Genomic DNA, 14,660 nt, shown 5'->3' with positions numbered 1-14,660 from the left:
GGATGCCTTCCGCGCACCCGGCGCCGGAACCGACCGCCGGCCCCCGGCGCGAGCGTCCCGACCGCGCCCCGCACCGCCGGCCGAGGCGTACCGCCCGCTGCGGTGGGCGGTGTCGGCGAACGGAGCCCGGCCCGCCGCCCGTCCCCGGCTTCCGCACGCTACGGAGGACCCACTCGGTGACCCGCACCCCGATCCCCACCCCGCACCCCCCGACCGTCCTGATCCTGCGCGCCCTGGGCCTGGGCGATCTGCTGGCCGGTGTGCCCGCGCTACGGGGCGTCCGGCGGGCATTTCCCGGCCACCAGGTCGTCCTCGCCCAGCCGCCGGGACTCACCGGACTCGCCCTGGAGACCGGGGCGGTCGACGCCGTGTTCCCGGCCGAGGAGCCGGGCCGCGCGGTGCCGGACCTCGGCCACTGGTCCGGCCCGCCCCCCGACGTGGCGGTCGACCTGCACGGCAACGGCCCCGAGAGCCGTGACGCCCTGGCCGCCCTGCGCCCGCGCCGGCTGCTCGCCCACGCCTGCCCGGACGGCCCGCCGTGGCGGGACCGGGCGAACGAGCGGGACCGCTGGTGCGCCTTCCTGCACGCCTACGGCATCGCGGCCGACCCCCTGGACCTACGGCTGCCCCGGCCCACCACCCCGTCCCCGGCCCCGGGCGCGGTCGTCGTGCACCCCGGCGCGGCCTCGGGCTCGCGCCGCTGGCCGGGGGAGCGGTTCGCCGCCGTCGTACGGTCCCTGCGCGCCGCCGGCCATCACGTGGTCCTCACCGGCGGCCCCGGCGAGGACGCCCTGGTCCGCTCGGTGGCCGAACGCGGCGGCCGGCGGGGCTGCGACGCGCTGTCCGGCGGTCTGCCGCTCGGGGAGCTGTCCGCGCTGGTCGCCGGCGCGTCCCTGGTGCTCAGCGGCGACACCGGCCTCGCCCACCTCGCGGTGGCCCACGGCACCCCCTCCGTCACCCTGTTCGGACCGGTCTCCCCGCGGCTGTGGGGGCCACCCCCGAGCCCGGACCACCTGGCCCTGTGGAAGCCCGGTCCGCCCGGCGACCCGCACGGCCGCACCCCCGACGCCCGCCTGCTGCGCCTCCGCGCCGGTGAGGTCGCCGCCGCCTGTCTGACGCTCCTGCGGGACGTGCGCGGCCGGCAGCGGCGGCCGGGACCGGAGGTGGCGCATGTCCACTGAGCGGGCCCCCGACCGCGTGCACCGGCCCACTTCCGCCGGCGACCCGCGCGTCACGGTCGCCGTCATCACCCGCGACCGCAGCGCCAGCCTGGTGCGCACCCTGGACGTGCTGGCCGCGCTGCCCGAGCGTCCGCCGGTCGTCGTCGTGGACAACTCCCGCGACGACACCACCCGCCACGCCGTGGCCGGCCACCCGGCGATCGCCCGCCTGCTGCGGCCCGCCGCCAACACCGGTGCCCTCGGCCGCAACCTGGCCGTCCGGCACGCCGGCACCCCCTACGTCGCCTTCAGCGACGACGACTCCTGGTGGGAGCCGGGCAGCCTCGCCCGCGCCGCCGACCTCCTCGACCAGCACCCCCGGCTCGGCCTGCTCGCCGCCCGCACCCTGGTCGGCCACGAGGCCGCCGAGGACCCCCTCAACGCGGTGCTCGCCGCCTCCCCGCTCCCGCTGGAACCGGACCTGCCCGGCCGCCCGGTCCTCGGGTTCCTCGGCTGCGCCTGCGTGGTCCGCCGCGAGGCCTTCCTGAGCGCCGGCGGCTACCACCCGTTGCTCTTCTTCGGCGGCGAGGAGACCCTGCTCGCCTACGACCTGGCCGCCGCGGGCTGGGGCGTCGCCTACGAACCCTCCCTGCGCGCCCGCCACCACCCCGAGGACCACGACCGCACCGGCCGTTCCTTCCTCGTCCGGCGCAACCACGTGCTGACCACCTGCCTGCGCCGCCCCTGGCCGGTCGTCCTGCGCGCCGGCGCCGACCTCGCGCTGGCCGCCGCGGCGGGCCGCCCGGGAGCGCGCCGCGCCCTGAAGGAGACCGTCGCCCGGTTCCCGGCCGCCCTCGCCCGCCGCCGGCCCCTGCCCCCGCCCGTCGAACACGCCGCGGGCCTGCTCGACCGCGACCCGGCCGCCCGCCCCCGGAGAAGCACCGGGCGATGACCGGTACGGCGGCGAGCCCCATGCCCGGGACCCCCTCGACGCCCCACGAGAGGGTGCCGCCCAACGCCAGCGCCCGCGATCCGGCCCGGCACGTACGCGGAGACCCCGGACGACGACCATTCCACCCTGGCCGCGCACGGCAAGAGACCACGGCAAGGCGCCGGACGATCACGACGATCACGACCCCGCCCCCTGACCACCCACCCGGAGGCGCCGGACGATGACCAGTACCGCCCCCGAGGCCCCCACCCGGACCGCCCCCGACGACCGTACGACCGTCGTCCTGATCACCCACAACCGCCGTGACGAACTGCTGCGCACCCTCGCCCTGCTGCGCCGGCTGCCCGAACGGCCGCCCGTGATCGTCACCGACAACGCCTCCACCGACGGCACCGCCGAAGCGGTCGCCCGGGAGTTCCCGGAGATGACCCTGCTGCGCCCCGGCCGCAACCTCGGCGCCATCGGCCGCAACCTGGCCGTGCAGCGGGTGCACACGCCGTACGTCGCCTTCTGCGACGACGACACCTGGTGGGCCCCCGGCAGCCTGCGCCGGGCCGCCGACCTGCTGGACGCCGGGCCCCGGCTCGCGGGCGTCACCGCGCGGATCCTCGTGGAACCGGAGGGCACCGAGGACCCGGTCGTGCGCGAACTGCGCGAGTCCCCGCTGTCCGGACCCGACTGGCTCCCCGGACCCGCCCTCGGCTCCTTCCTCGCCGCCGCCACCGTGCTGCGCACCGGGGCCTTCCGTGCCGGCGGCGGCTTCCACCCGGGCCTGTGGCTCGGCGGCGAGGAGGAACTGCTCGCCTGCGACCTGCTCCGCCAGGGCTGGTGGCTCGCCTACGCCGAGGAACTCACCGTGCACCACCACGCCTCCCGGCTGCGCGACAGCACGGCCCGGCGGGTCCTCGGACTGCGCAACACCCTGTGGTTCACCTGGCTGCGCCGCCCGCTGCTGCCGGCGCTGCGCCGTACCGGGCACCTCATCCGGACCGTGCCCCGGGACGCCGCCTCCGCCCGCGCGTTCGCCCACGCCACCGCCGGACTGCCGTGGGTGCTGCGCCAGCGCGACCCCGTACCGCCGGACCTGGAACGCCGGCTCGCCGCACTCGAAAGAGCCCGCAGGAACTCACCCGCCCGGCGGTACGTCGGCTGAGACCCCCTGCGCTACGACACGCCCGGGGACGTCGTTGCATCCCCCGCACGGCGCGGGCACAGTGATGTCCCGGTCAAGACGCGGCCGGCTGATCCTTCCTCCCGCCTCCAGGAAGCCCGATCCCCGTGGAAACCCGATCACCCAGGGAAGACGGTCAGCCGTCCCCCGCCCGCGTCCGCCCCGGCGGCCCCGCCCCGCTGCTCCTACAGACCGTGCACGAGCACCGCCCGGGGCTCGGCGGCATCGGCGTCCTGAAGGCCCGGGGCACGGTCGACGCCTCCAACGCCCGGCTGTTCTCCGAAGCCCTCGCCGAGCACGTGGCCCATGCCGGCCAGGCCGGTGAACACCCCCTGCTGGACCTGAGCGAGGCCTATCTCGCCTGTGCCGACGCGGTCCGCTCCCTGGACCGGGCGACCGGGGCCCTCGCGCACACCGGCCGCGCCCTGTCCGTCGTACAGCCCCGACCGCACGTCCGGGAGGCCCTGACCTCGGCCGGCCTGCCGGGCATCCGGGTGCACGCGACCCTGACGTCGGCCCTGGACGCCCTGACATCCCGCGAACCGGCCCGGGAACGGGCGTACGAACCGGCGTACGAACCGGCCCGCCCGGACCCCGGCGGCCTCGGATAGCGACCGCGCCGCCCGCCGCTCCGCCGCACGGCGCGGTGGATGGCGCGGCCGATGGCCCGGGGCCTACGGTGCGGGATGGCGCACAGGTCGGGAAGAGGCCGATCGAGTTCTTTGGGACGTCCTGTCTGGGTGATGCGATGAAACCTTCTTCCGGCCGGCCTGCGGCACCGGCTCCCCTCGTGATCGAGTCCTCCGTCGTCGAGGGTCTGCCCGCCGAGGGCGCCCTCCTGCTGCGCATGTCGGGCAGCCTCGACGCCGACGGAGCCCAGACCTGGTCGGAGGAACTGCGCGGTCACCTGGAACAGGCGGACCGCGCCGGACTGCGCCCCGTGCTCGACATGGCACACGTCCAGCTCGGCGGCGCCGCCGTGCTGCGCACGCTCAGCGAGACGACCCGGGCGCGCACCGGACGCCCCGACCTGATCATCGTCCGCGCCCGGCCCGGGGTCCGCGAGGCGGTGCACCTGGCCCGTCTGGACGGCGTCCGGCTGTACGCCACCCTGGACGAGGCGTTGCGCGAGCTGGCCCGCGTCGCCTCCCGGGTGGAGGAGCTGCCCGCCTGGCGGTCGCAGATGGCGGACCCGCTGCGGCCCTCGTACGAGGACCTGTACAAGGAGGTCCGCGCGCTGCGCGCCCGGGTGCGCACCGCGCCGGTGATCGGCATGGCCCAGGGCACGCTCATGGTCCGCTACGGACTGCCGGACTCCGGCAGCGCCTTCCGGGCGCTGCGCGAGGCCTCGCAGCGGTTCAACGTGCCGTTGCGGGTCCTCGTCTCGGCCGTGGTGGTGGCCCGGCCCCCGGACGGCGACGTGTGGTTCCCGGGCCGCCGCTCGCTGCCGGTGCCGCAGCTGCGGATACTGGCCCGCGGCGGCCGGGACCCGCGCTACCGCCGGCAGATGATCGACGCCGTCCTGCACGAGGCGCTGGCCATCGGGAAGGCGCCCGCCGGGTACGTGCAGTTCGTCGACCCGGCCGTGAACGCCCTGACGCCGGAGACCCACTACGGATGCGCGGAGGCGTTCCTGGACCAGCTCGTGCGCGGCCGGGGCGACGGCACGGCCGACGCGGCGGCCCGGGTCCGGGGCCGCCAGGTGAGCGTGCCCGACGTCGCGACGGACGCGCAGCTCTCCGACGACTGCCGGGGCGTGCTGCTGGCCACCGGTACCCAAGCCGTGCACAGCGTCCCGGTGCTCTCCTCCGCCGGCACGTGCACCGGCGTGATCACCCTGCACTGGCCCGACGCCGGCCACCGGACGACCGCCGCGCAGGCCGAGGCGTTCGCCCTGCTCGCCTCGGACACGTCGGCCTGGCTGAGCTGGTACCACCGCTCGGTGCTCCTGGACGCCCTCGAACACCTCCACCGGGCGCTGACCCGCCCCACGCCGTGACTGCGGTCCACCGCCGGTGTGCGTCACCCGCGTCCCCCTGGGAACCCGGACCCCGTACGGAGCACGCACCATCCGGAGGGAGTCCGGAGCATGTCCGATCCGCAGCAGCCCGAACAGCGGCGCAGTGACAAGGGTGGCGCCACCCCGCAGGACAGCGGCGAGCTGAAGGCCCGCCAGCGGGCCGGCCGGGACGCGGGCGGTCGCCCGCACGGCTCTGACAAGGCAGGAAAGGGCGGCAAGGGCGGGGGAGAGGGCGGCGGGGTGCCTCCGGCACAGCAGCCCGATCACCCCTGACCCCGCACCCTGCCCGATGTCTGCCGAACGGCCCCTTCGCGGGGCCGTCCGGCATGTCCGGCCGGGTCCGGGCGCCACGCGCTAGGCTGCGGAGCATGCGGATCTCCGTCTCCTCCGACATGGACGAACCCGTGGCCCGTCTGCTGGTCGCGGAGCTGCGGCGCCGTGGCCACGAGGTCCGGGAGCACGGCGCGCTGGAACCCGGGGCCGACGCGCAGTGGGCGGTCTGTTCGGAGGCCGCCGCCCGGGACGTGGCAGAGGGCGCGGCCGACCAGGCGGTGGTGTGCTGCTGGACCGGTACCGGCGCGTCCATCGCGGCCAACAAGGTGCCGGGCGTGCGCGCGGCGCTGTGCGTGGACGCCGGCACGGCCGACGGAGCGCGGCGCTGGAACGACGCCAACGTCCTCGCGCTGAGCCTCAGGCTCACCTCGGAACCGGTGCTGAAGGAGATCCTCGACGCCTGGTTCGCGGCCGAGCCCAGCCAGGACCCCGAGGACCGGCGGAACGTGGCCCGCGTCGGCCGCCTGGACGCCGCCCGGGACTCTTCCTAGGGGCGTACCGCGGTCCGGCGCGGGACGGGTCACCGACGGGGGCCGGGGCTCAGTGGGCGCCGAGTCCGCCGCCGCCGAACGAGCCGCTGGAGCCCTTGCTCCAGCGTGGACGCTGCTTCGACTCGCTCGTCCGGGTGTCCATGTTGGTCAGCTCGTACGGGGTGAGCGGGCGGTCGCCCTTGGGGATCTGCGGTATCTCCGCGGACTCCCGGTTCTCCCGTACCTCGTGCACCGGCCCCTCCGGCGGCAGCTTGGGCTGTTCCTCGGGGCGGGGGCGCGGCGACTCGCGGTATCTGACGCGCGAGGTCATCCAGAAGCCGCCGGCGAGCAGCGCGAGCACGCCCACGGCCACGATGAACAGGAAGAGGCTCATCAGGCCGCTCGCCGCGGCCAGCTGCATCGATGCAGTGTTCATAGAACAGGGATACCCGGTCAGAGCGGGACGAATCCGGACATCGGCGGTTGCGGTGGAGGTGCGAGCGGTGTCCGCCGGCCGGCCCCTGGGGACAGTGGTTTGTGGCCGCCCGCCCCGGCTACCCGCACGGTGTGACATCGCCGACTTCGCAGCAGCTCTACCGGTTCCTGGAGGACCGTTTCACCTGTGCCCAGGCGTGCACGGAGTGCGCCCGGGCCTGTGCCGTGCGCGCGAGCCTGGTCGACCCGGACGGGAGTGAGCACCAGGAGCGGGCGCGCCGGCTGGGCATCATGTGCGCCGAGGTGTGCGACGCCACCTGCCGTGTGCTGTGCGAGGAGAACCGACAGGACGAGGAGATCATCAGGGTCCGAGTGGACTGGTGCCGCTCGGTCTGCCTGGACTGTGCCCGGGTGTTCGACGAGTACCCCGGTGCCGAGTCCGCCGCGGCGGCCTGCCGGGCCTGCGCCGACGCCTGTGCGGACTTCCTGGAAACCCTAGGGTGAGTGCCCCGGGCCGTCCTCGCCCCTGAATCCGCCCGGGCCCCGGCATTCCCAATTTCTGAAACGCGTTCTACGGTGTGCGCCGTCAGGACCGCCCTTGGGGAGCCTGGAGGCGCCGTGCACCTCGACCACACGCCCGCGCAGCAGCGGTTGCGCACCGAACTGCGGGCCTACTTCGCCGAGCTGGTTCCGGACAACGCCTACGCCCGGTACGCCGACCCGGCCGCGCAGAAGCGGTTCTACCGCGACACCATCCGCCGGCTCGGCGCGGACGGCTGGCTCGGCGTCGGCTGGCCCGAGGAGTACGGCGGGCGCGGGATGACGGCGATGGAGCAGTTCATCTTCTTCGACGAGGCCGCGCAGGCCGGCGTACCCCTGCCGCTGATGGCGCTCAACACGGTCGGGCCGACGATCATGCGGTACGGCACGGACGAGCAGAAGGCGTACTTCCTGCCGCGCATCCTCTCCGGGGAGATCGACTTCGCGATCGGCTACAGCGAGCCCGGCGCGGGCACGGATCTCGCGTCCCTGAAGACCCGCGCGGTCCGCGACGGCGACGCGTACGTCGTCAACGGCCAGAAGATCTGGACCACCAACGGCGACACCGCCGACTGGGTGTGGCTGGCCGTGCGCACGGACCCCGGGGCCCCGCCGCACAAGGGCATCACCATGCTGCTGGTGCCGACCTCCGACCCCGGCTACTCCTGCACCCTCATCCGCACCCTCGCCTCCCACGACACCACCGCGAGCTACTACGAGAACGTCCGCGTCCCCGTCTCCCGCCGTGTCGGCGCCGAGAACGAGGGCTGGCGGCTGATCACCAACCAGCTCAACCACGAACGCGTCACCCTCGCCGCCCACGGCACCATGGCGATCCGCGCCCTGCACGACGTGCAGCGCTGGGCGATGGAGACCAAGCTCGGCGACGGCCGCCGGGTCGCCGACCTGCCCTGGGTACGCCGCCTCCTCGCCCGCACCCACACCCGCCTCGACGCGCTCAAACTCCTCAACCGGCAGATGGTCACCGCCGTCCAGGACGGCACCCTCACCCCACAGGACGCCTCCGCCGTCAAGGTCTACGGCTCCGAGGCCCGCCGGGACGCCTACGCCTGGCTCATGGAGATCGTCGCCGCGGCCGGCCCCCTGAAGGAGGGCTCGGCGAACACCGTCCTGCACGGCGAACTGGAACGCGGCTACCGCTCGGCGGTCATCTTCACCTTCGGCGGCGGCAACAACGAGATCCAGCGGGAGATCATCTCCTGGATCGGCCTGGGAATGCCCCGCGTACGGCGGTAGCCAGGTGTGACGAAGCACTTCGGTTGGCACTCAACCGGCTCCGGGGCGCGGGGTCCCGCGCGTCGCCATGCCGCGTTCCAGCTTGTGGCGGATGTCACCGTGCACCGCCTGCTCCCACCGCCTGCGACCAGGCCCCCGGGTCAGCCGGGCATGGGGTGATGCGCCCGGGCGAACTGCTCCACGACGGCGGCGCAGAAAGCGGGCAGGTCGGCCGGGCCGCGGCTGGTGACCAACTGCCCGTCGACGACCACCTCCTGGTCGGTGACGACCTCCGCGCCGGCGTTGCGAAGGTCGGTGCGGATGCTGGGCCAGGACGTCAGGCGGCGGCCGCGTACGGCGTCGGCTTCCGCCAGGGTCCACGGGCCGTGGCAGATCGATGCGACCGGTTTCCCGCTGGCCATGAAGTCCTTGACGAACTGCACCGCGTCGCGGTCCATGCGCAGTTGGTCAGGGTTCATGGTGCCGCCGGGCAGGAGCAGGGCGTGGTAGTCGTCGACGGAGGCGTCGGCGACCAGGCGGTCGACGGGGAAGGTTCCGGCCGCGTTGAGGTCGAACTGGCGGGCCTGGATCTCGCCGTGGTGGAGCGAGACGATCTCGGTCTTCGCCCCCGCGCCCTGCAGCGCGCCGCGTGGCTGGTCGAGTTCCACGCGCTCGACGCCGTCGGTGGCCAGAATCCCCACCCGCATCCCCCGGAGTTCCTGTGTCATGGTACGGCTCCCTTCACGAGTCGCCGGTTCTTGGGACGCGAGCGGTTGGGACACCCAGCAGGGCCGTCCGCATTCCCTTCCCGGACCGGACTGCAAGGCCCGGAGGTGCCCCTGGAGCATGTCTGCGCGCGCTCAGTAAACGCTGCCGTCCGAGTGAGGACGACCTTCGTCCAGCCGTCGTCACGGGCGCCGGAATACTGGTGTCCGGGACGATCCGGGGCGGCTCGGCCTTCCCGGCCTGAGACGAGCCGGCGACATGCACCGGGGCGCTACCGCTACAGCAGCCGGTCGAACACGGCTGTAACGCCCTCCCAGTGACTGGTCTGCGGGTTCTTGACATCCGGATACACGATTTCGAACGTCTCGGCGAGAGCGACGCTGAGACCGCCGATGATCTCGGGGTAGCGCTCCTCGGCCTCCTGGGTGGGTGTCCTGTCGAGGGGAGGGTGTGTGGCGAGCTGTTCCAGGACCGGCTTCAGCTCGACCTCCTCGTCGAGCCGCCGGAACCGATGGATGCTCTCCTGGAGGCCCCTGGTGATCGGTAGATCCCACGGTTCGACGGTGTCCCTGCCGTTGGCCTTGGCCGACGCCTGGCCGACGACCAGGAGGTCGTAGAGCTTGGCGTCGACGAAATCGCCGTACCGCTTCAGGTCGTTCCTGTCCACGTCGAGGCTTGCGGCGGCGCGGAAGAACCTCTCGAACTTCGACACACCCATCACGGTCATGCCTCTCGCCTCCTCACCGGGAACGGACGGCGCCGTTCGCTCCCGCCCGCGCCGCCATCGGCTGTTACCCGGTCGAGATTCGCAGAGCCCCCTGCTGGGCGCCTCCGCACTCCAGGCCGAAAAAGCGCGCCCCCTCTTCCCCTGGCAGAGCAGCACGAAGGGCGCAGGCATCCCTCGGCCAGCCAATTGCAGGGGTGGGGCCGAAGAGCAGGCAGCGGCGGCCGTTCTTCTCCATACGGTGAGGTGTCTCGTGAGATACCGGAGACCGAGCGCCACCCTGGCACCCCCCCCAGAGCATCTCAAGGGGCGTGGGCCCGTTGGGCGGCGGGCACGCCTCGTCGAAGGTGGCACTTGCGGACCTCGCGGGGGAGCCCTTCGTGGACTTCCCGCCGGGCTACGCCAACCGCGAGGTGGTCGACCGGGCGTTCGCGGCGGCGGGCGTCGTACGCCGGGTGGCACTGGAAGTGCCCGACATCGACATGGGGGCGGCACTGGTCCGGCACGGACCGGGCATCGCCTTCCTGCCCGCGTTCGCCGTTGCCCGCACCCCTGGCCTGCACGTCCTGGACGTCCACGACACCACGCTCCGCTGGAGCACGCATCTCGGCACGTCGTCGACCCGGCGGCCCAGCTCGGCTCTGCGAGCGACGCTCGAGCTGGTCGACCTCCACGTCATCGCCTTGTGACGCCCGGCCGGGGCCCGGACGTCACCCATCGGTGGTGTCCGGCCCCCGCGTTCGCCTCGCTCAGGCCGCGACACTGCCGGAGCGTCCGCTGATGCTCGCGCTGCTGTGGTCCACAGGCGGCGTCGGACACCTTCTCGGCCCCTTCGAGGCTGGTGCCACGGCAGCGCTGTAACGGGGGCAGCCTGCCCAACTGCTACTGACGCCGCTCGCGCAGAGGTTCAGTGAGGCATCAGCCGGGTCCGCCCAGCACGATCTTCCACACCCGGGTCGCCACCTGGAGGTTCAGCCGGTCCTCGACGTTCGCGAGGTCGTGGCCGCTGATGTCGCGGATGCGCTGGAGCCGATAGCGCAGCGTGCTGCGGTGGATCGCGAGGGAGTCGGCGGTCTCGTCGTAGTTGCCGCCGCAGTCGAAGTACCGGGACAGGGTCTCCACCATGGTCGAGTGATGCCGGGAGTCGTAGTCGATGAGCTGCCCGAGCCACTCCTGGACGAACGTCTCCAGTTCCCGGTGACCGCTGCCGGGTCCCAGGATGCGGTAGAGGCCGAGCTCGTCGAAGAATGACGTGCCGTAGCGCTCGCGGGAGTGGCGGCGCACGTCCAGGGCGCGCTGCGCCTCCTGGTAGTGGTGGGGGAGGTCGTCCACGGAGTCGCAAGGGGCGCTCACCCCGATCGTCCCGGACCGTGTCCCGTTCTCTCGGGCGAGCGCTTCGTACAACGCGCGAGCGTGCGGCCTGTCGCCAGTGATGAGGACGACGTGGTCGGAGCGGCGGGTCAGCAGCGAGCGCATGCCCACCGCAGCGGCCACCCGACCCACGGTCTGCGCGAAGGAATCGTCCGCAGTCCGGTTCGACCACTGCACCACGACGATGTAGTGGCTGCCGTGCAGGTCGTGTCCGACTGCCTCGGACCGGGCGTAGGCGCTCGGCTCGTCCGTCCCTGCCAGGAGGTCGTCGGCCAGCTCGCGGTGCAGCCTCAGCTCCACTTCGGCCAGATTGCGCAGGTGCGTCAGCTCCAGGGCGAGCGACGTGGCGGCGTGTCCCAGCGCGAGGACGGTGTGCTCGTCGGCCTCGTCCCGGGTGTCGACCAGCGCCAGCACGCCGAGGATCTCGCCGTGCGGGCGGATCAGGGTGATCAGCCGGTCCCTTATCCGCACCGGCCCGGCCTCTTTGGCGACAGCGTGCAGCATTTCGTCCTGGCGCACGGGGTCCGGTTCGGGATAGGGGACGGGGCGGTCGGGACCGGTCCAGGACCTCAGCCGGCCGAAGCGGTCCTCGACCAGCGCGGGAAGTCCTGTGAGCCGGTGCAGTGCGCGGGTGACAGCTTCCTCACCGCCACCCGAGGCAGCGACGTCGGCCATGAGAGCGTGAACGGCTCGCTCGTAGCCCAGCTCAGCCACCACAGAGATCAGCTTCCGCTGGAGGGCTGTGCGTTCCTCCCTCAGCCGGTGCAGCTCCAGCGCTTCCTCGCGTTGGCTGCGGTGTGCGAAGGCGACTGACAGTGCAGCAGCGGTGTGCCGGACGAGTACGGAGAGCAGGGATCGCTCGGCCTTGGTGGGCCGGGAGCGGGACGTGACCACGAGGTAGCCGTGGAGGACCCCAGGCTCGCGTAGCCCCAGGGCCCGGCCCCAGGGCCTGCCGGCTATGGTCACGTCGCCGTCCTGCCCGGCCAGCTCCCGCACCCTCCGGCCCACGGTCAAGGCATGCGTTCGCCCGTTCCACGGGCTGGGGACCAGGTCGCCGCCCACCTTGAGATATCCGGCCTCGGCGCTGTAGGGCCCCGCGGCGACTATGTGATCCATGGCCAGGTGCAGGATCTCGCCTTCGTCCGGAGCGTCGAACTGGGCGCGGGAGAGCGTGATCAGTTCGAGGAGGGCATGGGCGGCTGGGGTGCGAGCGGGCGGGCGGGGCCGCCTGGGCGCGGCCGCGGGGCGCCGCCCGGCGCTGCCCCGCGGAAGGCTGCGCGTCCCGTCGGAGTAGCGGTGGTACAGGCTGTACGCCCGACTGCCGACCATGGGAGATCACTCCGTCCTTCGGAGGTGAGCGGCTTTCGCGTACCCGGTCCCGGGTCGGCTACCCGACACGCGTGGGTTCTTTTCTCTCGTACTCGTGGGGCGACCGGACCCGTGCATTCCTGACTCGCCAGGCGTAGGCGTGGAGCCACCCGGTTCGTCACCCTGGGAAGGGCCCGAGACCCTCCGTGCGCACCGGTGGGAAACCGGCGGAGTCCCACCTCTGTCCGAACGACCGTGATCCGGAGAGTCGACGCAGGCGCTGCACCGGGAGGAGTTCCTCATGGCCAAGGCAGTGGGCATCGACCTGGGCACCACCAACTCGGTGATCGCCGTGTGGGAGGGCGGCGAGCCGTCCGTCGTGCCCAACAGCGAGGGCAACCGCACGACACCGTCCGTGGTGGCCTTCACCGACACCGGGGAACGTCTGGTGGGCCAGCTGGCCCGGCGCCAGGCGATCCTCAACCCCAAGGGCACCATCTACTCGGCCAAGCGGTTCATCGGCCGGCACTTCGACGAGATCTCCGACGAGGCCAGGGCGGTGGCATACGACGTCGTCGAGGGCGACGGCGGGGCGGCCCGCTTCAAGGTGCGCGACAAGCTGTACGCGCCTGAGGAGATCAGCGCACAGGTGCTGCGCAAACTCGCCGACGACGCGTCCAAGCAACTGGGGGAGCGGGTCACGGAGGCGGTCATCACGGTGCCCGCCTACTTCAACGACGCCCAGCGTACCGCCACCAAAGACGCCGGACGGATCGCCGGACTGGAGGTGCTGCGGATCATCAACGAGCCGACGGCGGCCGCCCTGGCGTACGGCATGGACAAGAAGGAGCACGAGACCGTTCTCGTCTTCGACCTGGGCGGCGGCACCTTCGACGTGAGCATCCTCGACGTCGGCGACGGCGTGGTGGAGGTGCGCTCCACCGCCGGTGACAGCCACCTGGGCGGCGACGACTTCGACCGGCGTCTGGTGGACTACCTCGCGGACGACTTCCAGAAGGAGAACGGCATCGACCTGCGCAAGGACCCGCAGGCGCTGCAACGACTGTTCGAGGCGGCGGAGAAGGCCAAGACCGAGCTCAGTTCGGTGACGCAGACGCAGGTCAGCCTGCCGTTCATCACCGCCGACGCATCGGGCCCCAAGCACCTCACCGACTCGATCATGCGGTCCACTTTCGAGCAGATCACCGGCGACCTGGTGGAGCGTTGTCTGGGACCGGTGCAGCAGGCGATGGCCGACGCGAAGGTCGGCGAGAGCGACATCGACGAGGTCATCCTCGTCGGCGGTTCCACCCGCATTCCCGCCGTCCAGACTCTGGTCCGCCGGCTGACCGGCGGCAAGGAACCCAACATGAGCGTCAACCCCGACGAGGTCGTGGCCCTGGGCGCCGCGATCCAGGCCGGGGTGCTCAAGGGCGAGGTCAAGGACGTCCTGCTGCTCGACGTCACACCCTTGTCGCTGGGCGTGGAGACGCGCGGCGGAGTGATGACGAAGATCATCGAGCGAAACACCACCATCCCGGTGCGCCGCAGCGAGACTTTCTCCACCGCCGAGGACAACCAGCCGGCCGTCGATGTGGTGGTCCTCCAAGGCGAGCGCGAGCGGGCCGCCGACAACCGGGTGCTGGGCCGGTTCCAGCTCACCGACATCCGGCCGGCACCGCGGGGCGAACCACAGATCGAGGTCACCTTCGACATCGACGCCAACGGCATCCTCAACGTGAAGGCCCGCGACCGGGACACCGGCAAGGAACAGGGCATCACCATCAGCGAGAGCTCGAACCTGGACCGCAGTGAGGTCGAACGCATGGTCCAGGAGGCCGAGCGCAACCGGGGCCAGGACCAGGCACTCCGCGAGGCCGTCGACGCCCGCAACGAACTCGACGCCGTCGCGTACCAGGTCGAGAAGCGCCTCGCAGAACTGGGCGACGCGGCGCCCGCGCACGAGAAGGCACGCGCCGAGATGCTCGTGTCCGACGCCCGGGCGGCGGTCAAGGACGAGGCGGGTGCGGAGCGCGTGCGGCCTCTGACCTCCGAACTCCAGCAGGTGCTCGCCGGGCTGGCGGCCCATCAGGGCGGCGCCGCCGCCAAGGACGGCGGTCCCGGCCAGGCGGCCGCCACCGGCGGTCCCACGGGTGGCGGTGGCGGTGACGATGATGTCATCGACGCCGAGTTCGACAAGGGCTGAGGTGCGCC

General features: G+C 73.0%; 15 protein-coding genes. 11 read left to right on the top strand and 4 right to left on the bottom strand.

Annotated elements, in window-relative coordinates:
* Positions 1-176: 176 nt before the first annotated feature.
* The 7 genes from IE273_RS18040 (at position 177) to IE273_RS18010 (ending at position 6,127) form a co-directional block, all read left to right on the top strand.
* Entirely contained in the window at positions 177-1,181 is a 1,005-nt protein-coding gene (locus IE273_RS18040) for a glycosyltransferase family 9 protein (RefSeq protein WP_189816206.1), read from the top strand.
* The gene (locus IE273_RS18035) at positions 1,171-2,112 is read left to right on the top strand and encodes a glycosyltransferase family 2 protein (protein ID WP_189816205.1); all 942 of its coding nucleotides are present in this window, start codon (positions 1,171-1,173) and stop codon (positions 2,110-2,112) included. Before IE273_RS18040 ends, IE273_RS18035 begins: the two co-directional genes overlap by 11 nt.
* A 220-nt stretch (positions 2,113-2,332) precedes the next feature.
* Positions 2,333-3,265 (top strand): glycosyltransferase family 2 protein, encoded by a 933-nt coding sequence (locus IE273_RS18030; RefSeq protein ID WP_189816204.1) that lies wholly within the window; start codon positions 2,333-2,335, stop codon positions 3,263-3,265.
* Positions 3,266-3,390: 125 nt separating this feature from the next.
* Complete coding sequence (locus IE273_RS18025) at positions 3,391-3,894, top strand: STAS domain-containing protein (RefSeq protein ID WP_189816203.1); 504 nt, start codon at positions 3,391-3,393, stop codon at positions 3,892-3,894.
* 179 nt (positions 3,895-4,073) lie between these two features.
* Complete coding sequence (locus tag IE273_RS18020) at positions 4,074-5,282, top strand: ANTAR domain-containing protein (RefSeq protein ID WP_189816202.1); 1,209 nt, start codon at positions 4,074-4,076, stop codon at positions 5,280-5,282.
* A gap of 90 nt (positions 5,283-5,372) precedes the next feature.
* Complete coding sequence (locus IE273_RS18015) at positions 5,373-5,576, top strand: hypothetical protein (RefSeq protein WP_189816201.1); 204 nt, start codon at positions 5,373-5,375, stop codon at positions 5,574-5,576.
* 95 nt (positions 5,577-5,671) lie between these two features.
* Complete coding sequence (locus tag IE273_RS18010) at positions 5,672-6,127, top strand: RpiB/LacA/LacB family sugar-phosphate isomerase (RefSeq protein WP_189816200.1); 456 nt, start codon at positions 5,672-5,674, stop codon at positions 6,125-6,127.
* Between the two features lie 49 nt (positions 6,128-6,176).
* On the opposite strand, the gene IE273_RS18005 is transcribed toward IE273_RS18010, so the two are convergent.
* The gene (locus tag IE273_RS18005; protein ID WP_189816324.1) at positions 6,177-6,527 is read right to left on the bottom strand and encodes a DUF6479 family protein; all 351 of its coding nucleotides are present in this window, start codon (positions 6,525-6,527) and stop codon (positions 6,177-6,179) included.
* 146 nt (positions 6,528-6,673) lie between these two features.
* On the opposite strand from IE273_RS18005, the gene IE273_RS18000 reads away from it, so the two are divergent.
* Both IE273_RS18000 and IE273_RS17995 read left to right on the top strand, forming a co-directional pair.
* On the top strand, positions 6,674-7,045 hold the full coding sequence (locus tag IE273_RS18000; RefSeq protein ID WP_189816199.1) for a four-helix bundle copper-binding protein: 372 nt from the start codon (positions 6,674-6,676) through the stop codon (positions 7,043-7,045).
* A 114-nt stretch (positions 7,046-7,159) separates the two neighbouring features.
* The gene (locus IE273_RS17995) at positions 7,160-8,338 is read left to right on the top strand and encodes an acyl-CoA dehydrogenase family protein (protein ID WP_189816198.1); all 1,179 of its coding nucleotides are present in this window, start codon (positions 7,160-7,162) and stop codon (positions 8,336-8,338) included.
* Positions 8,339-8,478: 140 nt separating this feature from the next.
* Here IE273_RS17995 and IE273_RS17990 read toward each other — a convergent pair whose 3' ends face one another.
* Together IE273_RS17990 and IE273_RS17985 are read right to left on the bottom strand one after the other, a co-directional pair.
* Positions 8,479-9,045, bottom strand: a complete 567-nt coding sequence (locus IE273_RS17990) for a type 1 glutamine amidotransferase domain-containing protein (RefSeq protein WP_189816197.1) — start codon at positions 9,043-9,045, stop codon at positions 8,479-8,481.
* A 275-nt stretch (positions 9,046-9,320) separates the two neighbouring features.
* Positions 9,321-9,770, bottom strand: a complete 450-nt coding sequence (locus IE273_RS17985; RefSeq protein WP_189816196.1) for a DUF1931 family protein — start codon at positions 9,768-9,770, stop codon at positions 9,321-9,323.
* Positions 9,771-10,078: 308 nt separating this feature from the next.
* Between IE273_RS17985 and IE273_RS17980 the strand changes: the two genes are divergently transcribed.
* Entirely contained in the window at positions 10,079-10,456 is a 378-nt protein-coding gene (locus IE273_RS17980; RefSeq protein ID WP_308437043.1) for a LysR substrate-binding domain-containing protein, read from the top strand.
* 229 nt (positions 10,457-10,685) lie between these two features.
* Here IE273_RS17980 and IE273_RS17975 read toward each other — a convergent pair whose 3' ends face one another.
* Positions 10,686-12,467, bottom strand: a complete 1,782-nt coding sequence (locus tag IE273_RS17975; RefSeq protein WP_189816195.1) for a PucR family transcriptional regulator — start codon at positions 12,465-12,467, stop codon at positions 10,686-10,688.
* Between the two features lie 280 nt (positions 12,468-12,747).
* Between IE273_RS17975 and dnaK the strand changes: the two genes are divergently transcribed.
* Positions 12,748-14,652, top strand: a complete 1,905-nt coding sequence (dnaK, locus tag IE273_RS17970; RefSeq protein ID WP_189816194.1) for a molecular chaperone DnaK — start codon at positions 12,748-12,750, stop codon at positions 14,650-14,652.
* The last annotated feature ends 8 nt before the right edge of the window (positions 14,653-14,660 follow it).

The organism is Streptomyces olivaceoviridis, assembly GCF_014650115.1.
GTDB lineage: Bacteria > Actinomycetota > Actinomycetes > Streptomycetales > Streptomycetaceae > Streptomyces > Streptomyces olivaceoviridis.
The sequence above is the reverse complement of the archived record's forward strand: the minus strand, read 5'-3'. Positions and strand labels throughout refer to the sequence as shown.